The organism is Alteriqipengyuania triglochinis (genome assembly GCF_054655655.1).
The window spans coordinates 1,031,052-1,055,385 of record NZ_BAAHNC010000001.1 but is presented as its reverse complement, the minus strand read 5'-3'; the positions used below and the strand labels follow the sequence as shown (position 1 = coordinate 1,055,385).

Annotated in this window: 22 protein-coding genes; 15 read left to right on the top strand and 7 right to left on the bottom strand. The window is 66.5% G+C overall.

The features are described 5' to 3' along the window. Window positions 1–82 precede the first annotated feature (82 nt). The 8 genes from bchC (at window position 83) to pufM (ending at window position 7,467) form a co-directional block, all read left to right on the top strand. Window positions 83–1,018 carry a chlorophyll synthesis pathway protein BchC gene (bchC, locus tag ACYQ0L_RS05185; protein ID WP_459787883.1) on the top strand — a complete coding sequence of 312 codons (936 nt, stop codon included), beginning with the start codon at window positions 83–85 and terminating at the stop codon, window positions 1,016–1,018. Then, window positions 1,015–2,010: a chlorophyllide a reductase iron protein subunit X gene (locus tag ACYQ0L_RS05180; protein WP_459787881.1), complete on the top strand. Its 996-nt coding sequence runs from the start codon at window positions 1,015–1,017 to the stop codon at window positions 2,008–2,010. Before bchC ends, ACYQ0L_RS05180 begins: the two co-directional genes overlap by 4 nt. Window positions 2,011–2,014: 4 nt before the next feature. After that, a complete protein-coding gene (gene bchY / locus ACYQ0L_RS05175; protein WP_459787880.1) occupies window positions 2,015–3,559 on the top strand; it encodes a chlorophyllide a reductase subunit Y in 1,545 nt (514 codons plus the stop codon). Beyond that, complete coding sequence (bchZ, locus tag ACYQ0L_RS05170) at window positions 3,556–5,016, top strand: chlorophyllide a reductase subunit Z (RefSeq protein ID WP_459787879.1); 1,461 nt, start codon at window positions 3,556–3,558, stop codon at window positions 5,014–5,016. The genes bchY and bchZ overlap by 4 nt, the downstream gene beginning before the upstream one ends. Window positions 5,017–5,140: 124 nt before the next feature. Further along, window positions 5,141–5,305: a light-harvesting antenna LH1, beta subunit gene (gene pufB / locus ACYQ0L_RS05165; RefSeq protein WP_459787878.1), complete on the top strand. Its 165-nt coding sequence runs from the start codon at window positions 5,141–5,143 to the stop codon at window positions 5,303–5,305. 79 nt (window positions 5,306–5,384) lie between these two features. After that, the gene (pufA, locus tag ACYQ0L_RS05160; RefSeq protein WP_459787876.1) at window positions 5,385–5,573 is read left to right on the top strand and encodes a light-harvesting antenna LH1, alpha subunit; all 189 of its coding nucleotides are present in this window, start codon (window positions 5,385–5,387) and stop codon (window positions 5,571–5,573) included. A gap of 127 nt (window positions 5,574–5,700) precedes the next feature. Then, on the top strand, window positions 5,701–6,525 hold the full coding sequence (pufL, locus tag ACYQ0L_RS05155) for a photosynthetic reaction center subunit L (RefSeq protein ID WP_459787875.1): 825 nt from the start codon (window positions 5,701–5,703) through the stop codon (window positions 6,523–6,525). Window positions 6,526–6,540: 15 nt separating this feature from the next. Next, window positions 6,541–7,467 (top strand): photosynthetic reaction center subunit M, encoded by a 927-nt coding sequence (gene pufM / locus ACYQ0L_RS05150; protein WP_459787874.1) that lies wholly within the window; start codon window positions 6,541–6,543, stop codon window positions 7,465–7,467. Between the two features lie 66 nt (window positions 7,468–7,533). Here pufM and ACYQ0L_RS05145 read toward each other — a convergent pair whose 3' ends face one another. Genes ACYQ0L_RS05145 through ACYQ0L_RS05115 form a run of 7 tightly spaced genes read right to left on the bottom strand, consistent with a single transcriptional unit; the run spans window position 7,534 to window position 14,066 of the window. Beyond that, complete coding sequence (locus tag ACYQ0L_RS05145; RefSeq protein ID WP_459787873.1) at window positions 7,534–7,800, bottom strand: hypothetical protein; 267 nt, start codon at window positions 7,798–7,800, stop codon at window positions 7,534–7,536. A 1-nt stretch (window position 7,801) separates the two neighbouring features. After that, window positions 7,802–8,281 carry a TspO/MBR family protein gene (locus ACYQ0L_RS05140; RefSeq protein WP_459787871.1) on the bottom strand — a complete coding sequence of 160 codons (480 nt, stop codon included), beginning with the start codon at window positions 8,279–8,281 and terminating at the stop codon, window positions 7,802–7,804. Between the two features lie 13 nt (window positions 8,282–8,294). Then, window positions 8,295–9,503: a geranylgeranyl diphosphate reductase gene (locus ACYQ0L_RS05135; RefSeq protein WP_459787870.1), complete on the bottom strand. Its 1,209-nt coding sequence runs from the start codon at window positions 9,501–9,503 to the stop codon at window positions 8,295–8,297. Further along, the gene (locus ACYQ0L_RS05130) at window positions 9,500–10,822 is read right to left on the bottom strand and encodes a BCD family MFS transporter (RefSeq protein WP_459787869.1); all 1,323 of its coding nucleotides are present in this window, start codon (window positions 10,820–10,822) and stop codon (window positions 9,500–9,502) included. The genes ACYQ0L_RS05135 and ACYQ0L_RS05130 overlap by 4 nt, the downstream gene beginning before the upstream one ends. Further along, window positions 10,819–11,751, bottom strand: coding sequence for a chlorophyll synthase ChlG (gene chlG, locus ACYQ0L_RS05125; protein ID WP_459787868.1), 933 nt, complete (start codon window positions 11,749–11,751; stop codon window positions 10,819–10,821). The genes ACYQ0L_RS05130 and chlG overlap by 4 nt, the downstream gene beginning before the upstream one ends. Window positions 11,752–11,792: 41 nt before the next feature. Next, window positions 11,793–13,223, bottom strand: a complete 1,431-nt coding sequence (gene ppsR, locus ACYQ0L_RS05120; protein WP_459787867.1) for a transcriptional regulator PpsR — start codon at window positions 13,221–13,223, stop codon at window positions 11,793–11,795. A 15-nt stretch (window positions 13,224–13,238) separates the two neighbouring features. Continuing rightward, on the bottom strand, window positions 13,239–14,066 hold the full coding sequence (locus ACYQ0L_RS05115; RefSeq protein WP_459787866.1) for a cobalamin B12-binding domain-containing protein: 828 nt from the start codon (window positions 14,064–14,066) through the stop codon (window positions 13,239–13,241). A gap of 273 nt (window positions 14,067–14,339) precedes the next feature. Here ACYQ0L_RS05115 and bchF point away from each other — a divergent pair, with 273 nt between their 5' ends. Genes bchF through ACYQ0L_RS05080 form a run of 7 tightly spaced genes read left to right on the top strand, consistent with a single transcriptional unit; the run spans window position 14,340 to window position 24,320 of the window. Beyond that, a complete protein-coding gene (gene bchF, locus ACYQ0L_RS05110) occupies window positions 14,340–14,852 on the top strand; it encodes a 2-vinyl bacteriochlorophyllide hydratase (protein ID WP_459787864.1) in 513 nt (170 codons plus the stop codon). Continuing rightward, the gene (locus ACYQ0L_RS05105) at window positions 14,849–16,144 is read left to right on the top strand and encodes a ferredoxin:protochlorophyllide reductase (ATP-dependent) subunit N (protein WP_459787862.1); all 1,296 of its coding nucleotides are present in this window, start codon (window positions 14,849–14,851) and stop codon (window positions 16,142–16,144) included. Before bchF ends, ACYQ0L_RS05105 begins: the two co-directional genes overlap by 4 nt. 2 nt (window positions 16,145–16,146) lie before the next feature. Next, on the top strand, window positions 16,147–17,754 hold the full coding sequence (gene bchB / locus ACYQ0L_RS05100; protein ID WP_459787861.1) for a ferredoxin:protochlorophyllide reductase (ATP-dependent) subunit B: 1,608 nt from the start codon (window positions 16,147–16,149) through the stop codon (window positions 17,752–17,754). Then, complete coding sequence (gene bchH / locus ACYQ0L_RS05095) at window positions 17,744–21,283, top strand: magnesium chelatase subunit H (RefSeq protein ID WP_459787860.1); 3,540 nt, start codon at window positions 17,744–17,746, stop codon at window positions 21,281–21,283. Before bchB ends, bchH begins: the two co-directional genes overlap by 11 nt. 10 nt (window positions 21,284–21,293) lie before the next feature. After that, window positions 21,294–22,181, top strand: coding sequence for a ferredoxin:protochlorophyllide reductase (ATP-dependent) iron-sulfur ATP-binding protein (bchL, locus tag ACYQ0L_RS05090; protein ID WP_459787859.1), 888 nt, complete (start codon window positions 21,294–21,296; stop codon window positions 22,179–22,181). A 10-nt stretch (window positions 22,182–22,191) separates the two neighbouring features. Continuing rightward, complete coding sequence (gene bchM / locus ACYQ0L_RS05085; RefSeq protein WP_459787857.1) at window positions 22,192–22,893, top strand: magnesium protoporphyrin IX methyltransferase; 702 nt, start codon at window positions 22,192–22,194, stop codon at window positions 22,891–22,893. Beyond that, window positions 22,890–24,320 (top strand): BCD family MFS transporter, encoded by a 1,431-nt coding sequence (locus ACYQ0L_RS05080; RefSeq protein WP_459787855.1) that lies wholly within the window; start codon window positions 22,890–22,892, stop codon window positions 24,318–24,320. Before bchM ends, ACYQ0L_RS05080 begins: the two co-directional genes overlap by 4 nt. Window positions 24,321–24,334 lie beyond the last annotated feature (14 nt).

The following is a 24,334-nucleotide window of genomic DNA, read 5'->3' as shown; positions in this document are numbered from 1 at the left end:
TTCAATGTAAGGCGTAGCCAACATCCAGACCGTCGCTTCGTTTTGATGCGGCAGGTCGCGACAAAAGAGAGGGAGCGACGCAATGGAAGCTGTGGCCGTCACACTCGAAGGGCCTGGGCGCTTGGCGCTCAAGCGACTCGGGCTGCGGGCGGTCGAGGCAGCCGATGTCGTCGTTTCGGTCCACTGGAGCGGTGTCAGCTCGGGCACCGAGAAGCTGTTGTGGAGCGGTGAGATGCCGCCCTTCCCGGGCATGGGATATCCGCTCGTGCCCGGATACGAGTCGGTCGGCCGCATCGTCGATGCCGGGCCAGAGGCGCGGGAGCGGATTGGCGAGTGGGTCTTCGTCCCTGGTGCGAACTGCTATACCGACGCGCGTGGCCTGTTTGGCGGGACGGCGCAAACCCTGATCGTGCCGTCTGCCCGGGCGCTTCTCATTCCTGAGTCGCTGGCCGAGAACGGAGTGCTCTTCGCGCTCGCCGCGACCGCGCGTCATGCGCTGGCAGGGGGCGAGCCGCCCGAGCTCATTATCGGCCATGGTGTTCTCGGCCGTTTGCTGGCGCGGATCACGATTGCGAGCGGCGCACCTGCGCCGACCGTGTGGGAACTGGATCCGGCACGTTGCGGAGGTGCAGATGGCTATGAGGTCGTGCACCCCGATACGGACGAGCGGAGCGACTATCGCACGATCTACGATGTCAGCGGTGATGCCTCGGCCCTCGACACACTGATTTCCCGCCTTGGGCATGGTGGCGAGATCGTGCTCGCGGGCTTTTATCGCGACCGGCTGGCGTTCGATTTCGCACCCGCCTTCCGCGCCGAAGCGCGGCTGCGCGTGGCCGCCGAATGGCGCCCGGACGACCTCGCCACCACGCGAACCCTGATCGAAAGCGGCACGCTCGATCTTGCCGGCCTCGTCACCGATGTGGCCCCCGCGACCGACGCGTGCGCCGCGTACCCCACAGCTTTCGAGGACCGCGACTGCCTCAAGCTGGTGCTGGACTGGAGCGAACTTGCATGACCCATCTCGACCAATTTTCTGCCGTGGACGCCCTGCGCGAAGAGGCCGCGATCGAACCCGATCCGGTGCACGATGGCGAGGTGACCAAGGAAACGCAGGTCATCGCGATCTATGGCAAGGGCGGCAGCGGCAAGAGCTTCGCGCTGTCCAACCTCAGCTATATGATGGCGCAGCAGGGTAAGCGCGTGCTGCTGATCGGCTGCGATCCCAAGAGCGACACGACCAGCCTGCTGTTCGGCGGCAAGGCCTGCCCCACGATCATCGAAACCAGCTCGAAGAAGAAGCTCGCGGGCGAAGAGGTCAGCATCGAGGATGTCTGCTTCCAGCGCGACGGCGTGTTCGCGATGGAGCTGGGCGGGCCCGAAGTCGGTCGCGGCTGCGGCGGGCGCGGGATCATCCACGGGTTCGAACTGCTCGAAAAGCTGGGCTTCCACGAGTGGGGCTTCGACTACGTACTGCTCGATTTCCTCGGCGATGTGGTGTGCGGCGGCTTCGGCCTGCCGATCGCGCGCGACATGTGCCAGAAGGTGATCGTCGTCGGGTCGAACGACCTGCAATCGCTCTACGTCGCCAACAACGTGTGCAAGGCGGTCGAATATTTCCGCTCAATGGGCGGCAATGTCGGCGTCGCGGGCATGATCGTGAACAAGGACGACGGCACGGGCGAGGCGCAGGCCTTCGCCAAGGCGGTCGATATCCCGGTGCTGTGCGCGATCCCCGCCAATGACGACATCCGCAAGAAGTCGGCCAATTACCAGATCATCGGCACGCCCGGTGGCGAGTGGGCATCGCTGTTCGAAGAGCTGGCGATCAACGTCGCCAAGGCACCGCCGCAGCGGCCCACGCCGTTGGAGCAGGACGGCCTGCTCGACCTGTTCAGCCCGGAAGAAACCGGCGGCAATGTCGAGCTGATCCCTGCCACCCAGGCCGATATGCGCGGCGGCTCTTTCGAGCCCAAGCCGAGCCTCGAAGTGGTCTACGACGAGGTTTGATGGGATGAGCGACGCCATCACTTCCGATACCCGCGCAGCTGACAGGCTCGATCTCGGCAAGCCCGAGGAGGGCGGCTGCGCCAGCGGCGACACAATGCGCGAGGCTGCCCGCAAGGCTGGCAAGAGCGACATCCTCGACCAGTATGCACGCGACTATCCGCTCGACGAGGCGAAGGCTGGCCCGCACGACCAGCCGCAGAGCATGTGCCCCGCCTTCGGGTCTCTGCGCGTCGGGCTGCGGATGAAGCGCACCGCGACCGTGCTCTCGGGCAGCGCGTGCTGCGTCTATGGCCTCACCTTCACCAGCCATTTCTACGGTGCGCGGCGGACGGTCGGCTACGTGCCGTTCAGCTCCGAAACGCTCGTCACCGGCAAGCTGTTCGAGGATATCAAGGAAGCGGTCGAGCAGCTCGCCGACCCCGAACACTACGACACGATCATCGTCACCAACCTGTGCGTGCCCACCGCCAGCGGCGTGCCGCTGCGGCTGCTGCCCGACCAGATCAACGGCGTGAGGGTGATCGGCATCGACGTGCCCGGCTTCGGCATCCCGACCCATGCCGAGGCGAAGGATGTGCTGGCGGGCGCAATGCTCAAATATGCGCGCGAGGAGGCCGAGGAAGGCCCGGTTGCGCGGCCCGAGGGCCCAATTGCAGAGCGCCCGACCGTGGCGCTGCTGGGAGAGATGTTCCCCGCTGATCCGGTCGGCATCGGGATGATGCTGGAGCCCTTGGGCCTCGCCGCAGGGCCGGTAGTTCCCACACGCGAGTGGCGCGAATTGTACAGCGCCCTCGACTGTGCAGTGGTCGGTGCGATCCACCCCTTCTACACCGCCAGCGTACGCGAGTTCGAGGCTGCCGGGCGTGGCGTCGTCGGCTCTGCTCCCGTGGGGCGTGACGGCACAGCTGCCTGGCTCGATGCCATCGGCGCGGCCTGCGGCGTGGCGCAAGACAAGATCGATGCGGCCAAGAACGCGTTCCTGCCCGCGATCGAAGGCGCGCTCGGCGCGATGCCGGTCAAGGGGCGGATCACGGTCTCGGGCTATGAGGGTTCCGAACTGCTCGTTGCACGGCTCCTGATCGAAAGCGGTGCCGAGGTCCCCTACGTCGGCACTGCGTGCCCCAAGACGCGCTGGTCCGATCCCGACCGCGAATGGCTCGAAGCCAAGGGCGTGCGGGTCAACTACCGCGCCAGTCTGGAAGAGGACATCGCGGCGGTTGAGGAATTCGGCCCCGATCTGGCTATCGGCACCACTCCTGTGGTCCAGCACGCCAAACAGAACGGGACGCCCGCGCTCTATTTCACCAACCTCATTTCGGCACGCCCGCTGATGGGACCGGCGGGGGCGGGCAGCCTTGCGCAGGTGGTCAACGCCGCGCTGGGCAATAAGACGCGCTTCGACCGGATGCGCGACTTTTTCGAAGGCGTCGGCGCGGACGACAACGCGGGTATCTGGCAGGACACCCCGGTCGACCGCCCGCAGTTCAAGAAGAAGTTTGCCGCGCAAACCGCCGCCGCGCTGAAGGCGGCAGAGGCGGTGGGATCATGACCCTCGTTCTCGACCACGATCGGGCTGGCGGCTATTGGGGCGCGGTCTACGTCTTCACCGCGATCAAGGGCCTGCAGGTCGTCATCGACGGGCCGGTGGGCTGCGAAAACCTGCCTGTCACCAGCGTGCTGCACTACACCGACGGGTTGCCGCCGCACGAATTGCCGATCGTCGTCACCGGGCTGGGCGAGGAAGAGCTGGGCAAGACCGGCACCGAGGCCGCGATGAAGCGCGCGTGGAAAACGCTCGACCCCGAACTGCCCTCGGTCGTGGTGACCGGCTCGATCGCCGAGATGATTGGCGGCGGGGTGACCCCCGAAGGCACCACGATCCGCCGCTTCCTGCCGCGCACGATCGACGAAGATCAGTGGGAAAGCGCGGACCGCGCGCTCAGCTGGCTGTGGACCGAATTCGGGCCGAAGAAGATGCCCAAGGCAAAGGCGCTGAAAGAGGGCGAAAAGCCGCTCGTCAACATTATCGGCCCGGCCTACGGCATGTTCAACATGGCCAGCGACATGGCCGAAATCCGCCGTCTGGTCCAAGGGATCGGGGCGGAGGTAAACTGCGTCTTCCCGCTCGGCAGCCATCTGGCCGACATGCGCAAGCTCGCCAATGCGCACGCCAATATCTGCATGTACCGCGAATATGGTCGCAACCTGTGCGAACTGCTGGAGCGGCCATTTTTCCAGGCCCCCATCGGGCTGAGTTCGACCACCAGTTTCCTGCGCGCCTTAGGCGAAGAGCTGGGCCTCGACCCCGAACCCTTCATCGAGAAGGAAAAGCACACCACGATCAAGCCGCTGTGGGATCTGTGGCGTTCGGTCACGCAGGATTTCTTCGGCACCGCCAATTTCGGGATCTGCGCGAACGAAACCTATGCGCGCGGCATCCGGCACTTCCTCGAAGAGGATATGGGCCTTCCTTGCAGCTTCGCTTTCGGACGCTGCGCTGGGGTGAAGCCGAAGAACGAGGATGTGCGCGCCGCCATCCACGCCAATCCGCCGCTGGTCGTGTTCGGCAGCTACAACGAGCGGATGTACATGGCGGAGGTCGCGGGCAAAGGGCACGGACCGCAAGGTCAGTTCATCCCTGCGAGCTTCCCCGGCGCGGCGATCCGGCGCCACACGGGCACCCCTTTCATGGGATACTCGGGCGCAACCTACCTCGTGCAGGAGGTGTGCAATGCGCTGTTCGACGCGCTGTTCCACATCCTCCCGCTCGGAACCGAGATGGACAAGGCCGAGGCGACGCCTACGCGCAAGCAGGCCCAGTTGCGCTGGGAACCCGAAGCCAAGGCGCGGCTCGACCAGATCGTGGAGTCGCAGCCCGTCCTGGTGCGCATCTCCGCTGCCAAGCGCTGGCGCGACGCGGCCGAAGCCGCCGCGCGCAGGGCGGGCGACACCATCGTGACCGCCGACCGGCTGGCCGACGCACTTCTCGAAGGGGCGGGGCGGTGACCGTGCCTGCTCACCTAGCGCCCTCGATCGGGCCCAGAAATTCGCGCTGGAGACACGTCTCCGGCGCGGATGCCGCCGGGGCGGCAACGCCTCATCCAAGTCCAGCAAGTTTGGAGATTGACCAATGAACGATCCGACACCTGGCGACGATCGCTTCGGTCTCAGGACCTATCTGACGCCCGAGGAAGCCAAGGAATTTCACAAGATTTTCATGGGCTCCTTCCTCGGCTTCACCGGGATTGCCGTCGTCGCGCATATCCTCGTGTGGGTCTGGAAGCCCTGGATCTGATCCGATCTATCCGTCGCGCCTGCCCGACGCGCACCCGCGCCGACAGGCCATGCCGCAACCACATGAAAGGACATCAACAATGTGGAGAATCTGGCTCATTTTCGACCCGCGCAGGGCACTTGTCGCCCTGTTCATCTTCCTCTTCGTCCTCGCGCTGCTGATCCACTTCATTCTGCTCAGCACCAACCGGTACAACTGGCTGGATGGCGCAGCCGCCGTCCCGGCAGCGACCGCTGCGGCGGCCGAAGGCCCGGCGACGACGGGATAGCGATCCCGCCGCGATGACGGGGACGGGCCCAAATCCGTCCCCGCAGCCGGGCGTGCATCGTGCGCACTGGCGGAACACTCCGGGATAAACCTGCAAGCCCCGCCATGGCGGCGGGAAGGATGGACCTATGGCACTCCTGAGTTTCGAGCGGAAATACCGCGTGCGTGGCGGCACTCTGATCGGTGGCGACCTGTTCGACTTCTGGGTGGGTCCGTTCTACGTCGGCTTTTTCGGGGTCACCGCGGCGATATCCGCCTTGCTGGGCACGCTGCTGATCTTCGCCTCGGCCTCGCAGGGGCCGACGTGGAATCCGTGGCTGATCTCGATCGAGCCGCCGCCCATCGATGCGGGACTGGCCGCCGCGCCGCTCAACGCCGGCGGATACTGGCAGATCATCACGGTGTGCGCCCTGATCGCCTTCGTTTCGTGGGCGCTGCGGCAGGTCGAGATATGCCGCAAGCTGGGGATGGGCTATCACGTGCCGGTCGCGTTCAGCTTCGCGATCCTCGCCTATGCGACGCTGGTCGTGATCCGTCCGGTCTGGCTGGGCGCATGGGGATACGGCTTCCCCTACGGCATATTCACCCACCTCGATTGGGTGTCGAACACCGGCTATTCCTACGTCAATTTCCACTACAACCCGCTGCATATGGTCGCGATCACGTTCTTCTTCACAACGTGTCTCGCGCTGGCGCTGCACGGGGGCCTGGTGCTCTCGGCGGTCAACGTGCCGCGCGGGACGGAGGTCAAGTCGCCGGAATACGAAGACACCTTCTTCCGCGATTTCATCGGCTATTCGATCGGCACCGTCGGCATCCACCGGCTCGGCCTGCTGCTGGCGCTGAACGCCGGCTTCTGGAGCGCGGCGTGCATGATCCTTGCCGGGCCGCTGTACCAGGGCAGCTTCCCCGAATGGTGGGACTGGTGGCGCAGCATCCCGATCTGGTCCTGAGGAGGGTACGACGTCATGGCACGCTACCAAAACATCTTTACGCAGGTGCAGCTGGACGCCCCGGCCGAGATGGGCATCGCTCTGCCCTTCGCCGACGAGCCGCGCATTCCGCTGCACTCGAACGCCTACTGGTTCGGCAAGCTCGGCCAGGCACAGCTCGGACCGATCTATCTTGGCTGGCTGGGGCTCGCATCGCTCCTGTTCGGGTTCATCGCGATCGAGATCATCGGGCTCAACCTGCTCGCTTCGGTCAACTGGAGCCCACAGGCATTCGTACGCGAGTTCTTCTGGCTCTCGCTCGATCCGCCGGGGCCGGAGTGGGGCTTCTCGCCCTTCGTTCCGCTGGCGGAAGGGGGGTGGTGGATCCTTGCCGGGTTCTTCCTCACCACGTCGATCCTGCTGTGGTGGCTGCGGACCTATCGCCGCGCGAAAGCGCTGGGCATGGGCCTGCACGTGACCTGGGCCTTCGCCAGCGCGATCTGGCTCTATCTCGTACTCGGCTTCATTCGCCCGGGGCTGATGGGCAGCTGGTCCCAAGCGGTGCCTTTCGGCATCTTCCCCCATCTCGATTGGACCAACAATCTGTCGCTGGTTTACGGCAACCTGTTCTACAACCCGTTCCACTGCCTCTCGATCGTATTCCTCTATGGGTCTGCGCTGCTCTTCGCGATGCACGGGGGCACGATCCTCGCGGTCGGCCGCTACGGCGGAGAGCGCGAGATCGAGCAGATTACCGACCGCGGCACCGCGGCGGAACGCGCGGGCCTGTTCTGGCGCTGGACGATGGGCTTCAACGCGACGATGGAATCGATCCACCGCTGGGCGTGGTGGTTCGCGGTGCTGACGACGCTGACCGGGGGTATCGGTATCCTGTTGACCGGCACGGTGGTCGATAACTGGTACCTGTGGGCGCAGGAACATCACTACGCGCCCGGCGGCTGATGGCCACTTTTACAAACTGCAGATCGCGAAGGGCCCGGCCACAGCGGCCGGGCCTTTTGCTGTGCGCTAAACGCGCGGCTGCGACCGGTGGCGCAGATCCAGCAGGTGGAGCGGGAAGGCAAGGGCGAGAGGCAGCGATACCCAGTGCCACTCGGCACCGGTGAGCGCGGCGCGCAGACCCAGTACGATCAGCGCGGCAGGACCGAGCAGTCCAAGGATTTCGCCCACGCCCCAGCCTCGCCGCGCGAGCAGCACCGCCTCGAGCGCCAGCACCGCCAGGACGATATCCGCCGCATGGCCGCTGGCGAACAGCGCCTCCATCGTTTCGGCCATGTCAAAACGGTCCGTTGAGCTCGACGATGCTCCAGTTGAGCGCGCCGGCAATGCTCACCCAGACAAGATAGGGCACCAGCGCCACTGCCGCGAGGCGGGAATGCCGCCCGCAGAACAGCATGAGCGCCCCGACCGAAAGCCACAGCAGCAACAGTTCGGCAAAGGCCCAGTCGGGGCGCTGCATGCGGAAGAACATCAGGCTCCACAGCACGTTGAGGAAGCCGTTCAGCGCGAACAGCCCGATCACCGCATCGGCCACGCGCGAGGTGGGCGCAGCGCGCCAGGTGGCCACTGCCGCGACCGCCGCCAGCGCAAAGATCGTCGTCCATGCAATCGGGAAGACGTAGCCCGGCGGCGTCCAGTCCGGCTTTTCCAGCGCCTGGTACCAGGGGCCAAGATCCGTGATCGTGCCGCCCAGCATCGCAACCGCCAGCGCGGCGATGCCGGCAACGATCATCGGCAATACCCAACTGCGACCCATCAGAGGGCGTCCCTCATGCCGGGGCCCTCAGGCCAAGCAGGTGGGCGCAATCCTTCACGAAAATCCGGAAATGCGCGATCGGCTTCGCGCGCACCAGCCGCTTGTTCATATAAGCTTCCCAGGTCAGCTGCTGCACATCCTTGTCCGCACACATGGTCACGAAACGCTCGCGCCGCTTGTCGCTCGCATACCAGAAATGCTGCATCATCCCGAGAATCCAGAACACCTTGCCATGTTCGCGCATGAAGGCCTTGCGCGCGCTGCGCAGCGCGGCGGGCTGGCCGGTGGCGAGGAACCGCTCGGCCGCCTCGGCCACGCAGCGCCCGCCCGTCATCGCGTAATAGATTCCTTCGCCGCTGGCCGGGGCCACCACGCCTGCGGCATCGCCCGCGACGATCACATCCGTGCCATTGTCCCACCGCTTGAGCGGCTTCAGCGGGATGGGCGCGCCCTCGCGGCGGAGGGTCTCGCATTTCGCAAGGCCCAGATCGCCGCGCATCCGCGCCACTGCACCGCGCAGGGAGAAACCCTTGTTCGCGCTGCCCACCCCGATGCTGGCGGTTTCGCCATGCGGAAAGACCCAGGCATAGAAGTCGGGCGAAAGGTGCCCCTGGTAGAACACATCGCAGCGCGATCCGTCGAAGGAGTCGGTGTCGGGATGGGTTGTATCGTTGGCGGGTGACCGGATGATCTCGTGATAGGCGAAGACGCATTTCATCCGCTCCGCACCCGCAATGTTCTGGGCTGCGACCTTCGAGCGAGCCCCATCCGCGCCGATGACGAGGCGGGCGCGCACGCGCAGCAACTCGCCGCCGCGGCGTTCGCGATAGCAAACGGTCGGGGCCTGCCCCTCGACCCGCTCGATCGTCTCGAAGGTGCCGGTGCGCCGCTGCGCGCCTGACTGTTCCGCACGCTCGCGCAGCCACTCGTCGAAGATGTCGCGGTCGACCATGCCGACATAGCCGATCTCGCCCACCGGCATGTCCACCTTGCGGTCCGAGGGCGCGATCATGCGCGCCGAGCGCGCCCGCGCGACCAGCAGGCTTTGCGGCACGTCGAAATCCTTGAGCAGGCGTGGAGGTACAGCGCCGCCGCACGGCTTGATGCGTCCGCCACGGTCGAGCAGCAGGACGCGGCGGCCCGCCTCGGCAAGATCTTTGGCAATGGTCGCGCCCGAGGGGCCTCCGCCGACCACGACGGCGTCGTAAATGGTCTCGCTCATGCCGTTGCGACTCCCCCTGCTTGCCGCGGTGTCCTGCGCGTCGCCTGCACCGCCAGCGCGGCGGCGAGGATGAAGAGGCCGGCTTCGGTCGCGAAGACCAGCTGAAAGGCCGCGCCGTCCTGTGCCATTGCGCGGCGCGCCATATCGACGCCCAGCGCACCGGTCAGCCCGCCGAGGCCGAAGGCGATCGCCTGCGCCGCGCCCCACACGCCCATGCGTACGCCTTCACGGGTTTTCTCGCCCGCGCCTGCAAGGCCCATCATCGCGCCGATGGCGGACACGGCAAAAACGCCGTTGCAGAAGCCGAGGAGGAAGACGTTGGCGGTCAGCGGCCAGCCGGGACCGGCGATTGCGGCGAGCGCGAGGCCCGCCAGCGCCAAGCCCGATCCCGCGCACCCGGCGACGATCCAGACGCGCAGGTCCACCGGCAGGCGCCCGGCGAAGGCGCTGCCGCCCACTCCGGCGAGAATCATGCCCAGCAGCACGCCGCCATGCTGCATGCCGGAAAGGCTGGTCGACTCGCCCGGTGTCATGCCGAAGACGAGGCCTGCAAAGGGTTCGAGAATGAGGTCCTGCATCGAATAGGCCAGCATCGAGACGAAGATCAGTACGGTGAACCGCCGCGCCGCCGTCTCCTGCATGATTTCGCGCAGCGCTTCGGCGAAAGGCGGGGCCTCGCCTCGTTGCACGGCGGCGAACGTCGCCATGCTACGCGGTTCGAGCCGCCAGCTTGCCACGCAGGCGAGGGCGAAGGCGCTCAGCGCCACGCCGGTCGCGACGCTCGCAAGGCGCTCCTCGCTGAAGGGATCGAGCAGCGCGCCCGCGACACCCGCCGCTATCACGATGCCAGCGATCATCATCGTCCAGGTCAGGGCCGCGGCCGCCGCGCGCCGCTGCGGCGCCACGCCCGAAGCGAGCAGCGCCAGCATCGAGGTCCCCGCCGCGCCGACGCCCGCGCCGATCATCGTGAAGGCGAAGATGGCAAGCGCTGCACCCCGCACGGGCGTATCGGGCAGGGCGAGGGTTGCCTGTACCGCCAGCAGGGCTCCGCCCGCCAGCACTGCCATTCCGCCGATGATCCATGGCGTGCGTCGCCGGCCTCGGTCGGACCCGTGACCCCACAACGGCCGGGCGAGCTGGACGGCGTAATGCCACGCAACCAGACCGGCCGGGATCGCCGCCGGAAGTGCGTACTCGACCACCATCACCCGGTTGAGCAGCGAGGTCGCCAGCATCACGATCGCGCCGATGGATGCCTGCACCAGCCCGAGGCGGATAATGGCGATCCAGCCCAGACCCCTAGGGGCGGGCGCATTCATGAAATATATCCCCCGAGGCCAAGCCCCGCAGCGAGCATGCCGAGCACGTAGAGCGTGACGCCGGTTGCGCCGTACCACGGGGCGTTCTTCGCCGGAGAGCGCAGGAGGCGGGGCATCAGCAGGCATTGGGCGACAAGCAGGGCTGCGACGATCGCGGCACACAGCCGGTACTCCCACGCGAACAGCATTGCGACGACGATGGCCTGAGCGCCGGCCATCGTCGCGCAGGCCAGCAGGCTGGCATTGCGCACGCCGAGCGTGACGGGGAGCGAGCGCAGCCCGGTCGCGCGGTCGCCCTCGACAGCCTTGAAGTCGTTCAGGGTCATGATGCCGTGTGCACCGAGGGAATAGAGCAACAGCACGAGCAGCACGTCGCCCGAAGGCATCGCGCCGAGCATCACGGCGGCGCCGGTAAACCAGCTCAGCCCCTCATAGGTCAGGCCGACGGTGGCCGGCCCCCACCACCCGCTCGCCTTCAGGCGGAAGGGCGGGGCACTGTAGGCCCAGGCGAGCGCAAGTCCGATCGCCGCAGCCGCCAGCACCAGTGGGCCGAGCGCGAGCGCCAGCAGCAGCGAAAGGGCGGTACCGATGATGGCGATATACAGGCCCCAGCGGCCGCCGACGCGGCCCGAGGGGATCGGGCGATCGGGTTCGTTTATCGCGTCGACATGCCGGTCGAACCAGTCGTTGACCGCCTGGCTGGTGCCGCAGACCAGCGGCCCGGCCAGCAGTACTCCGCCCGCAACGAGCAGCCAGCGCCCCTCCATGCCCGCGCCGGACGAAATCACGCCCACGGCGAAGGCCCACATCGGAGGGAACCAGGTGATCGGCTTGAGCAGCGCAAGGACATCGCTGGCCGCAGGCGGCGGCGACGTCCGGTAGAAGAGCGCCGATCGATCCATGACCGGGAGCGTATGCCCGCCGGTCATGGCCGTCAAATCATTTTGACAGAGGTTGTGTCATGCTGGGGCTAGCGCGCATCCTCGCCCTGCTTGCCGAGGCCGTAGCGATTGAGCTTCGAGTAGAGGCTCTGGCGGCTGAGGCCGAGGATTTCGGCAGCCGACGCGCGGTTGTCCGAAGTGTAGAGTAGCGCGGCCTCGATACACAGCCGTTCGATCAGGTCGGTGCTTTCGCGCACGATGTCCTTCAGCGGCATGCGACCGACCAGATCGGTCAGCTCGTCGACCGAACGGGGCAGGTCTTCTCCGCCCGGCGCGGCTTCGCGCAGGCGCCGACCGACGGGGCGGATGACGAAGCCGAAGTGACGCGAGTCCCCGTCCTTGTCTTCGCCCGTCGCCACGGCGGAAATCTCGACCGGTTCTTCGGACGTGCCGCTCAGATTGCGGACCACGCTGGTCACGTTGCGGGCGACGCCGTCCTTCTCCATCTGGCTCGCGATCAGGTCGAGGTCGATACCGGGCCGACCCAGCAGACGGGCGAGCGATCGCCCGTTCAGCTGTTCTTCGCTCGCAGCGTCGACCAGTTCGACGAAGGCAGCATTGGCGCGCACGATCCGCATGTCCGCATCGGCGAGGATGAAGGCATCGGGCATCGTCTCGACAATATCGGACAGGCTATTGTCGTCGTGTGGCGGCTGTTCGTCGACCGGAGTGACGATCAGCAGCAGGTACTGGCGACGCGACTGGCTGAAGCCGGTCGCCGCGACCATCGCCTCGCGGCTGCCCTTCGAAAGCGTGACCTCGATCGGGCTGGCCGCATCCGAGCCCAGTGCCGAGCCGATCTGGGTTGTCAGCCGGTCGCGCGAGGCGCTGTCGAACAATCCGCCCAGCTTCTTGCCCTGCAGGCTGTCGGCGCGGACCCCGGCAAGGCGGCAGGCGGCGGGATTGGCTTCCCGGATGCGGTGCGTATCGGCTTCGACGATCAGCACGGCCTCGCGCGAACGTTCGAACAGCATGCGGTAGCGCGCTTCGAGCTGGCGCATGCGCATGTAATCGCGTTCCAGCGCCTGCTGGACCTGCAGCAGCCGCTGCTGGGTGCGGGCGACATCGCGCAGATCCCGGCCCAGGGCGATATGCCGCCCATTGCCGAGGTTCACGATGGTGTAGCGCACGGGCACGTCGATGTCGGTGGTGGGATGATTGACCTGGCGCGCACGATGCGACTCGCCCTTGCGGGCAGACGCAAGCATTTCCATGATCTTCGGGCGGCTCTCCACGGTCACCGTGTCGAGCCAGTTCTCGCCCGCCCAATCCGCGAATTCCGGGAATTGCCGGCTGTCGATCGCCACATCGAGGATGTCGCCGGTATCGTCGATTACAAGCGCGATGTCGCCCGCCGCCAGCGCAAGACGCTGTGCGGCCTGGCTGTCGAGCGAGCCGAACACTTCGGCGGAATCGTCGAAGGAACGGTCTGGATCACTACCGTGCTTCGTGGTCAGCATCAGATACTCGCCCCCTTAGGGTGCGGGGTTAAGGTGCAGTCCTGCTTTGGTGACCAATCGCTCCGCAACCTCGAGCGCGGCGAAGGCATCGGTCGCCGTGCCATCGGCACCGACTTCCTCCGCGATTTCGGGGTTGGCATTGACCATCCGTCCGCCGATCAAAATGCTCGTCGAGGGATTGGCCGATACCGTGCGAATGGCCCGGATCAGGGATTGGACGGTGCTGCTAGGTGAATCGGTGGTAATGGTCAATCCTACCAGATCGAAGGACTTCTGGGAAACAAGGGTCAGCAATTCCCGGCGTTGCGGATCGATCATTGCTTCGCTGTCCCATCCCGCCCGGGCAAACACATCGTCGATCATCAGTGCGCCGAAGCCGTGCTGGTCGCCCGGCATGGGGGAAAACAGCGCCCGTGCGGGCGCGCGCAGCGATCGGGCAATCGGCGGGGCGACGGAAGCGATTTCGCGCATCACTTCCTGCAGGCGCCACAGACCCATCGTGACTTCCACGAAATCGCACTCGTCTTCTTCCCACATAGTGCCGAGCTGGCGTGCAGCCGGTGCGAGAAGGTCGAGGAAAACCGCCTGGATGTCGTAGCCGCATTGCAGCAGCGCTTCGACCTCGCGCAATGCGCGGTCCGCCTCCCAGGTCAGCAGGCTGACCGCGAAATCCGCGGCAAGTTGCGGTTCGATAGGATCGAGTTCGACCACGGCGTCGGCGTAACGATCAAGGGGGTACGCCAGCATGAGGCGTGCGAACACCTGGTGTTCGAGCATTTCGGCAGGCGGATGGATATGCGAGCCGTTCGGGCGTTTGCGCCCTCCCAGAGGGTTGGTGATCATATTCCGCAGAGCGGTCGATCCCATTCCGAATACCGAGGCCATTGGCAGACTCTCCCCAGTCTGGTGGCGGCGCGGATTGCGTCGGCCCGGGCGTGCAATTCCAGCTTGCGACTCCGCCCGTGCTCGAACGAGCGTACGCCTGATTCGATTCCAGTGCAAATCGTGGAGTGTCCAATCAAGTTGTCGTCACTGCAGATTGACACATCCTCTCGCTGAGGCGTAGGTTCCTTGTGAGAGAGAGGAGGTCCGCCCGGTCCCATGACACGCGAGGCCATGCCAGATACAGGAGCGAAGGCGCGCGACAGCCGGGAGTGCGGCGCGGCCGCGCTGTACACCCCGGAGGAACGTGTGCGCCGCGACTCGAGCATCTGGACCATCGTTCAGGGTCTGCTCGCGCCTCTCCAGTTTGCCATCTTTCTTGTCAGCCTGGTGCTGGTCGGCCGGACGCTCGCGACCGGCGAAGGAGCTTTCGCAGCCGATCTGTCGGTCATCGCGAAAACCCTCGCTCTCTATGCGATCATGATCACCGGCTCGATCTGGGAAAAGGTAGTCTTCGGCAAATGGCTCTTTGCCCGTCCGTTCTTCTGGGAAGACGTCTTCAGCATGGTCGTGATCGGCCTGCACACGACTTATCTCGCGATGCTGCTGGGCGGGATGGGAAGCGTGGAGGCCCGCCTGCTGGTCGCGCTGGCCGGTTACGCGGCCTATGTCGTGAATGCGGGCCAGTTCCTGCTCAAGCTGCGCGCCGCACGCCTTGAGGGCACCATGCAGGCGGCTCCGGCATGAAGGCCGGGGCATTCTCGCTTCCCGCCGATAGCGGATGTTCGATTGCCCCGCAGCGCGAAGTCTTGCGGGAGCGCGGCCAGCGTGAGGTTTTCTGCGGCCTGACCGGGATTGTGTGGCTGCACCGCAAGATGCAGGACGCGTTCTTCCTCGTGGTCGGATCGCGTACCTGCGCACATCTGCTGCAGTCGGCGGCGGGCGTGATGATCTTCGCCGAGCCGCGCTTTGCCACGGCGATCATCGAGGAACGCGATCTGGCTGGCATGGCCGATTGCCACGAAGAGCTGGACCGCGTGGTCGACCGGCTGTTGGCCCGTCGCCCCGAGATCAAGCAGCTGTTTCTGGTCGGCTCCTGCCCCTCCGAAGTTATCAAGCTGGACCTTGGCAAGGCTGCCGAGCGCCTCGGTGCCAAACACGCAGGCCAGGTCCGCATACTCAACTATTCGGGCAGCGGGATCGAGACGACCTTTACCGAGGGCGAGGATGCGTGCCTTGCTGCGCTGGTCCCCGCAATGCCCGCAAGCGCGCCCGACGCAGCGCCCGAACTGCTGATGGTCGGCTCTCTGCCGGACATCGTCGAGGACCAGTTCCTGCGCCTCTTCGCGCAGCTGGGCATCGAGAACGTCGGCGTGCTGCCCGCGCGCACGGTGGACGGACTTCCCGCGGTCGGCCCGAACACCCGCGTGCTGCTCGCACAACCCTTCCTCGGCGAGACCGCGCAGGCGCTGGAAGGGCGCGGTGCGCAGCGGATCGACGCGCCGTTCCCGTTCGGCGCGGAGGGCACCACCGCCTGGCTCAAAGCCGCCGCCGCTGCCTTCGGGATCGACGAGATTCACGCCAATGCCGTGATCGCGCCGGGCCGCGAACGGGCCAAGCGCGCGCTCGAACATCATCGCGAAAAGCTGGTGGGCAAGCGGATCACCTTCCTGCCCGACTCACAGCTGGAGGTGCCGCTGGCGCGCTTCCTCGCCACCGAACTGGGGATGGAGCCGGTCGAAGTCGGCACGCCCTATCTCAACCGCAAGCTGGTTGCGCGCGATCTCGATCAATTGCCCGAGACGACGCGGATCAGCGAAGGGCAGGATGTCGACAGGCAGCTCGACCGGGTGCGCGCCGACAGGCCCGACCTGACCGTGTGCGGCCTCGGCCTCGCCAACCCGCTGGAGGCCGAAGGGCTTTCGACCAAGTGGGCGATCGAACTCGTCTTCTCCCCCATCCACGGGTTCGAGCAGGCGGGCGACCTCGCCGAACTCTTTGCGCGACCGCTGCGCCGCCGCGACGTCTTGCAGGTGTAGCGGTGCAGCTATCTGTCTGGACCTACGAGGGACCTCCTCATGTTGGCGCGATGCGGGTCGCAACGGCCATGCGCGGCGTCCACTACCTGCTCCACGCGCCGCAGGGCGACACCTACGCCGACCTGCTGTTCACGATGATCGAGCGGCGCGATGCGCGCCCGCCGGTGACCTACACCACCTTCCAAGCGCGCGATCTGGGCAAGGATACCGCCGACCTGTTCCAGCGCGCGGCGCGCGATGCCTATGCGCGGTTCGATCCGCAGGTGATGCTGGTCGGATCGTCATGCACGGCCGAACTGATCCAGGACGATCCCGCCGGGATGGCCGAGGCGATGCGCCTGCCGTGTCCGGTCGTCCCGCTCGAACTGCCGAGCTATTCGCGCAAGGAAAATTGGGGCGCGGGCGAGACCTTCTACCAGATCGTACGCCATATCGCGGACCGCGATGTGCGCCCTGCGCCGCGTGCCCAAGACGGTGGGGCGCGCGCGCCGCTGGTCAATATTCTCGGCCCCGCAGCACTGGGCTTTCGCCACCGCGACGATGTGCGCGAAGTGCGCGGTATCCTCAACACGCTGGGTATCGACGTGAACTGCGTCGCCCCGCTGGGGGCCTCGCCTGCCGAGATCGCGCGGATCGGTGCGGCGGACTTCAACATCGTGCTCTATCCTGAAATCGGCGACAGCGCCGCCCGCTGGCTGGAGCGCGAATTCAAGCAGCCGCGCACCACAACCGTGCCGATCGGCGTGGGCGCGACGCGCGACTTCATTGCCGAGGTCGCCGCACTTGCAGGGGTCGATCCCGAGCCTGCGCTCGTCGACGGTGAGTCGCGGGTGCCGTGGTGGAGCCGCTCGGTCGACTCGACCTATCTGACCGGCAAGCGCGTGTTCGTGTTCGGCGATGCGACCCACGCGGTCGCCGCCGCACGGGTCGCGCACGAAGAGCTGGGTTTCGAGGTGGTCGGGCTCGGCTGCTACAACCGCGAATTCGCCCGCAAGATTCGCGATGCGGCCAAGCTCTACGGCGTCGAGCCGCTGATCACCGACGATCATCTGGAGGTCGAAGACGCGATCGCCGCCGCCTCGCCCGAGCTGGTGCTGGGCACGCAGATGGAGCGCCACATCGCCAAGCGGCAGGGCGTCCCCTGCGCGGTGATCTCCGCCCCGGTTCACGTGCAGGACTTCCCCGCGCGCCACAGTCCGCAGATGGGTTTCGAGGGCGCGAACGTGCTGTTCGATACCTGGGTGCACCCGCTGGTCATGGGGCTGGAAGAGCACCTGCTGACCATGTTCCGCGAGGATTTCGAGTTTTCGGACGACGCGGGGGCGAGCCACCTCGCTGCCCATTCGCCTTCTCGTCATGCTGAACCCGTTTCAGCATCCGGTCTTCAAGCTGTAGCCAGCAGTCGGGAGGAAGACCGGGCCTCGGAACACGTCCGGGGTGACGGAGACAATTCGCTGTGGACCGCGGAGGCCGAGCGTGAACTGAAGAAGATCCCCTTCTTCGTGCGCGGCAAGGCGAAGCGGAACACGGAGAGCTTCGCCGCCGAACAGGGCCGCGAAGCGATCGACCTCGAAACGCTGTACGACGCGAAGGCGCATTATGCCCGCTAGTGCGCTCCCCCAGACGCGCGTCGTGATCGTGACGCTCGACAACCACCTCAAGGGTGCGGTCGAACGCGCGAGCGCGCGGCTGGCGAGCGAGAACATCGCGATCGCGCTGCACGCGGCGTCCGATTGGGACCGGGTGCCCGGATCGCTCGAACAGGCGGAGATGGACGTCGCGCGGGCCGATATCGTGATCGCGACGATGCTGTTCCTTGACGATCATGTCCGCGCGATCATGCCTGCGCTGAAGGCTCGCCGCGAGCAGTGCGACGCGATGCTGGGCCTGATGTCGGCGGGCGAGGTGGTGCGGCTGACCCGCATGGGTGGCTATCGCATGGATGCGCCCGCGAAAGGCCCGCTCGCACTGCTCAAGAAGCTGCGCGGCTCCGGCAAACCGGGGGCCAGCTCGGGTGCGGGGCAGATGAAGATGCTGCGCCGCTTGCCCAAGATCCTCAAGTTCATTCCCGGCACCGCGCAGGATGTGCGCGCCTATTTCCTCACCCTGCAATACTGGCTCGCCGGGTCGGACGACAATGTGGTCGCGATGGCGCGCGCGCTGATCGACCGGTATGCGGCGGGCGAGCGCGAGGCACGGCGCGGCGCGACCCATGCCGCGGCTCCGCAGGAATATCCCGAAGTCGGCGTCTATCACCCGCGCACCGATCAGCTCATTTCGGAAAGCACGCGCCTGCTGCCGCGGCTGAAGGGCGCGCATGGCCGGGTGGGCCTGCTGATGCTGCGCTCCTACCTGCTGGGTCGCGACACCGCGCATTATGATGGCGTGATCGCGGCGATGGAGGCTGCCGGGCTCGAAGTGGTGCCTGCGTTCGCTGCCGGGCTCGACGCACGGCCGGCGATCGAGAAATTCTTCGTCAAGGAGGGCAAGCCCACGGTCGATGCGATCGTCAACCTGACCGGTTTCTCGCTGGTCGGCGGGCCTGCCTATAACGACACCGAAGCGGCGGTCGAAACGCTCTCGGGCCTCGACCTGCCCTATATTGCGGCGCACCCGATCGAGTTCCAGTCGCTCGAATCCTGGGCCGAGGGGCGGCTGGGGCTGCTCCCGCTCGAAACCACCATGATGGTCGCGATCCCCGAGCTGGACGGAGCCATCGCGCCGAGCCTGTTCGGCGGTCGCAGCGACGATGCCGAGGGGCCGGTGCGCGCGATGCGTGGCCATCCCGAACGCGCCGCTGCGCTTGCCGCCAAAGCCGCGAAGCTGGTCGCGCTGCGCAAGGCCGCGCGCGCGAGCCGCAAGCTCGCCATCGTCATCTTCAACTTCCCGCCCAATTCGGGCGCAACCGGCACCGCCGCGCACCTCGCGGTGTTCGAGTCGCTCCACGCCACGCTCGTCCGGCTTGCCGCAGAGGGCTACGCGGTCGATGTGCCAGAGAGCATCGACGCGCTGCGCGATGCGGTGCTGCACGGCAATGCGGATATGTTCTGCGCCGACGCCAATGTCGCCGCGCGCATTCCCGCAGACGAGCATGTCCGCGCCGAACCGCACCTGAAGGAAATCGAGGCGCAATGGGGGCCCGCACCGGGCAGGCAGCAGGCCGATGGCTCCACGATCCACATCTATGGTGCCAAACTCGGCAACGTCTTCATCGGCGTGCAGCCCGCCTTCGGGTACGAGGGCGACCCGATGCGGTTGCTGTTCGAAGGCGGCTTTGCACCGACCCACGCTTTCTCCGCCTTCTACCGCTGGATCCGCCGCGACTTCGACGCGGACGCGGTGCTGCATTTCGGCACCCACGGCGCTCTCGAGTTCATGCCCGGCAAGCAGTCGGGGCTGAGCGGCGATTGCTGGCCCGAGCGGCTGCTGGGCGACCTGCCCAATTTCAACCTCTACGCCGCCAACAATCCGTCCGAAGGCATCCTCGCCAAGCGGCGCGCCGCCGCGACGCTCATCAGCTACCTCACGCCGCCGCTGGCCGAGGCCGGGCTCTACAAGGGTTTCGCCGACCTCAAGGCGTTAACCGAACGCTGGCGCGCGTCGACCGACGCGGAAGAACGCGCCTCGATCGAAGCGATGATCGCCGATGCCTGCGACACGCTCGAAATAGAGATGGGCGATATCGAGGACCTGTCGGGCCGCCTCTATGAGCTGGAGCGCACGCTGATCCCGCACGGGCTGCACGTGTTCGGCGCGAACCCGGAAGGCGAGGAACGCGACAACCTGCTCGACGCGATCGAGCAGGCCGACCCCGATGCCGATCGCGAAGCGCTGGAAGACAAGCTCGACAGCAATGACGAAATGTCCGCGCTGATCCACGCGCTCGACGGGGGCTACGTGCTGCCGTCACCGGGTGGCGACGTGCTCCGCAACCCGGACGTCCTCCCGACGGGCCGCAATATTCACGGCTTCGACCCCTTCCGCATCCCGAGCAGCTTCGCGGTTGCCGAGGGTGCGCGGCAGGCCGAACAATTGCTCGCCCGCCACCGCGCCGCCGAGCAGAAGACGCCCGAAAGCATCGCGATGGTGCTGTGGGGCACGGACAACCTCAAGAGCGAGGGGACGCAGCTCGCGCAGGCGATGGCGCTGATCGGCGCGCGCCCCCGGCTCGATTCCTACGGCCGGTTGAGCGGTGCCGAACTGATCTCGCTGGAAGAGCTCGGGCGTCCGCGGATCGACATCGTCGCAACGCTCTCGGGCATTTTCCGCGACCTGCTGCCCTTGCAAACCCGGATGCTCGCCGAAGCCGCGTGGCTGGCCAGCATCGCGGACGAGCCGGTCGAACAGAACTACGTGCGCAAGCACAGCCTTGCTTTTGCGCAGGCGCATGGTTGCGACATGGAAACTGCTTCGCTGCGCGTCTTCTCCAATGCCGAGGGTGCCTATGGCGCCAACGTCAACCAGCTGATCGACGGCGGCGTGTGGACCGATCCGGACGAGCTGGCCAACGCGTTCGAGACGCACAAGGGCTATGCCTATGGGCCCAAGGGCGCGCCCGTGCAGCGGCGCGAGCTGTTCGCCGCCGCCCTCGCCAGCGTCGATCTGACCTACCAGAACCTCGAAAGCGTGGAGGTCGGGATCACCGATCTCGACCAGTATGTCGACGGCCTGGGCGGGATGAACCGTGCGATCTCGCGCGCGAAAGGAAGCGAGGCCCCGGTCTATATCCTCGACGCCACGCAAGGTGCAGCGAAGGTGCGCACGCTGGGCGAGCAGATCGACCTCGAAACGCGCACCCGCACGCTCAACCCGAAATGGTACGAGGGTATGCTCAAGCACGGCTTCGAAGGGGTGCGCCATGTCGAGAGCCACGTGACCAACACGCTCGGCTGGTCGGCGACGACCGGCGATGTGAAGCCGTGGGTCTACCAGCAGATCAGCGAGACCTTCGTGCTCGACGACGCGATGCGCGCGCGGCTCGCCGCGCTTAATCCGAAAAGCTCTGCGCGGGTGGCGAACCGCCTGCTCGAAGCCTGCGAGCGCAAGCTCTGGGAACCCGACGAAGACACATTGGCAGCCCTGCGCGCGGCGAGTGACGATCTGGAAGATCGGCTCGAAGGCGTGGTCGCTGCCGAATGAGGAGAATGCAATGTTAGACGCCGGCACACTTGCACCGCCCGACGGCGACGGCTCCGTCCAGGTTCAGCTCGACCCGAGCGACAAGATCAAGGGCGCGAAGGTTTTTGCGGTCTACGGCAAGGGCGGGATCGGCAAGTCGACCACGTCATCCAACCTCTCTGCCGCGTTCAGCAAGCTTGGCCACCGGGTGCTCCAGATCGGCTGCGATCCCAAACACGACAGCACCTTCACGCTGACCAAGAAGTTGATGCCGACGGTGATCGACGCGCTGGAGCAGGTCGAGTTTCACAGCGAGGAGCTGCGGACCGAGGACTTCATGTTCGAAGGATACAACGGCGTGATGTGCGTCGAGGCGGGCGGCCCGCCTGCGGGCACCGGCTGCGGCGGCTACGTGGTCGGGCAGACGGTGAAGCTGCTGAAGCAGCACCACCTGCTCGAAGACACCGACGTGGTGATCTTCGACGTGCTGGGCGACGTGGTGTGCGGCGGGTTCGCCGCGCCGCTGCAACATGCCGAGCGCGCGCTGGTGGTAGCCGCGAACGATTTCGACAGCATCTTCGCGATGAACCGGATCGTCGCCGCGATCGGCGCGAAGGCGAAGAACTACGACGTGCGCCTTGCAGGCGTGGTCGCGAATCGCAGCCGCGAGACCGACGAGATCGACCGCTTCTGCGACGAGATCGGGATGCAGCGGCTGGCGCATTTCCGGGATCTCGATGCGATCCGCCGCTCGCGTCTCAAGAAATGCACTTTGTTCGAGATGGAGGAGTGCCCCGAAGTGCTCGCTGCGCAACTCGAATACATCCGCCTCGCGCAATTGCTGTGGGACGGGGTCGACCCTTCCGAAGCGACCGCGATGAAGGACCGCGACATCTTCGATTTCCTGGGCTTCGAATAGGAGCATTCGCATGGCTACCCGCGCAACCACCCCCTACGATCTCAACCGCGACCGGCTGGCGACCTATTTCGACAGCACCGCGCAAAAGGCATGGATCGACCTGACGTCCGACGCGAAAGTCAGCGGCGTGCGCGCGACCGTGCGGGCAGGGCGCGAGGCCATGCGCAACACGCTGCTCGGCTGGCTGCCGCAGGACCTGCGCCGTACCCGCGTGCTCGACGCTGGATGCGGCACGGGTGCCTTCAGCATCGAGGCGGCCTGTCGCGGGGCGGAGGTGACGGGCGTCGACGTCGCCGCCGGGCTGGTGGGCGTCGCAAGACAGCGCGAGCCATTTACCGGGCACGGCCGGATACACTGGCGCGCAGGCGACATGCTCGACCCCGCGCTGGGCGAGTTCGCCCATGTGGTCGCGATGGATTCGCTGATCCATTACCGCGAGGAAGACCTTGTCGCCGCGCTCGCCCGGCTGGGTGAGCGGACTTCGCACAGCATCCTCTTCACCTTTGTGCCGCGCACGCCGCTGCTGTTCGCGATGTACCAGACGGGCAAGCTGTTCCCGCGTTCGGACCGCTCGCCTCGGCTGGTGCCGATCGCCGAGGACCGCCTGCGCCAAAGTCTTGCGCCGCTGCATGACTGGCGCATTGCGCGCAGCCAGCGCATTTCCAGCGGTTTCTATACCAGCCATGCGATCGAACTGGTGCGCCGCGGATGAACGATCCCGCGCCTCTTGCTGCACGCTGGACGAAGGTGGCCACGGCATGGCTGCCCTTCGCCGATGCCGCGAGTGTGGAGCTGCCGCTGGCGCGCCTGCTGCGCCTTGCGCTGTTCCAGGTGAGTGTGGGCATGGCGACGGTGCTGCTGACGGGCACGCTCAACCGCGTGATGATCGTCGAGCTGTCGATCCCCGCCGGGCTGGTCGCGACGATCATCGCGGTGCCGCTGCTGGTTGCGCCGTTGAGGGCGCTGATCGGCCACAAGTCGGACACCCATCGCTCGCTGCTGGGCTGGCGGCGGGTGCCCTATATCTGGCTCGGCACGCTGATGCAGTTCGGCGGGCTGGCGATCATGCCCTTCGCGCTGCTGCTGATGTCCGATCCTGCGCACGCCACGCTGGGCGTCACTGCCAGCGCCTTTGCCTTCCTGCTGACGGGCGCGGGATTGCACACCACGCAGACCGCGGGACTGGCGCTGGCGACCGACCTTGCCCCCGAAGACAAACGCCCGCGCGCGGTCGCGCTGCTCTATGTCATGTTGCTGGCGGGTACGATGCTCGCCGCGCTGGTCATCGGATCGCTTTTGGTCGATTTCTCGCCCACGCGGTTGGTGCAAGTGATCCAGGGTGCCGCCCTGCTGACGATGGTGCTGAACATCGTGGCGCTGTGGAAGCAGGAGCCGCGCGGGGCCTCGCGCCTGCCTGACGGCCCGGATGGGCCAAGCTTCACCGCGCTGTGGCGCGCCTTCGTGGCGGAGGAGCGCACCGCACGCCTGCTCGCCGCGATCGGCATCGGCGCGGCGGCGTTCGCGATGCAGGATGCGCTGCTGGAGCCCTATGGGGGCGAAATTCTCGACCTGAGTGTCGGCAGCACGACGATGCTGACGGGTGCCTGGGCAGCAGGAGCGCTCGCGGGATTCTGTCTCGCCGGGCGCAGCCTTTCGCGCGGGGGAGACCCGTTGCGCCTAGCAGGGACCGGCCTCGTCGCGGGGATCACGGCCTTCCTCCTGGTGCTGTTCGCCGCACCCTTCCAGTCGAGCCTGCTGCTGTTCGCGGGTGCAAGCACAATCGGTCTCGGCCTCGGCCTGTTTTCGGTCGGCACGCTGACCGAAACGATGGCCCGCGCAAGCGGCGAAGGCGCAGGGCTGGCGCTGGGCGCATGGGGCGCGGTGCAGGCAAGCTGTGCGGGGCTGGCGATCGCGGTGGGCGGCACGATCCGCGACATCATCTCGCAGACCGCCACCGCTGGCGGCCTGTCGGGCGCGCTGAACGATCCCGCCGCCGGTTATGGCAGCGTCTACATCATCGAAATCATGCTGCTGCTGGCCGCGCTCGTGGCGCTCGGCCCGCTCGTCGCACGTCGCCGGGGCCCGGACTTCGTGCAGCCCTTCGCGGGACCCTTTGGCCTGCGCGAGTTCCCGACATGACTGCCACCCAAGGA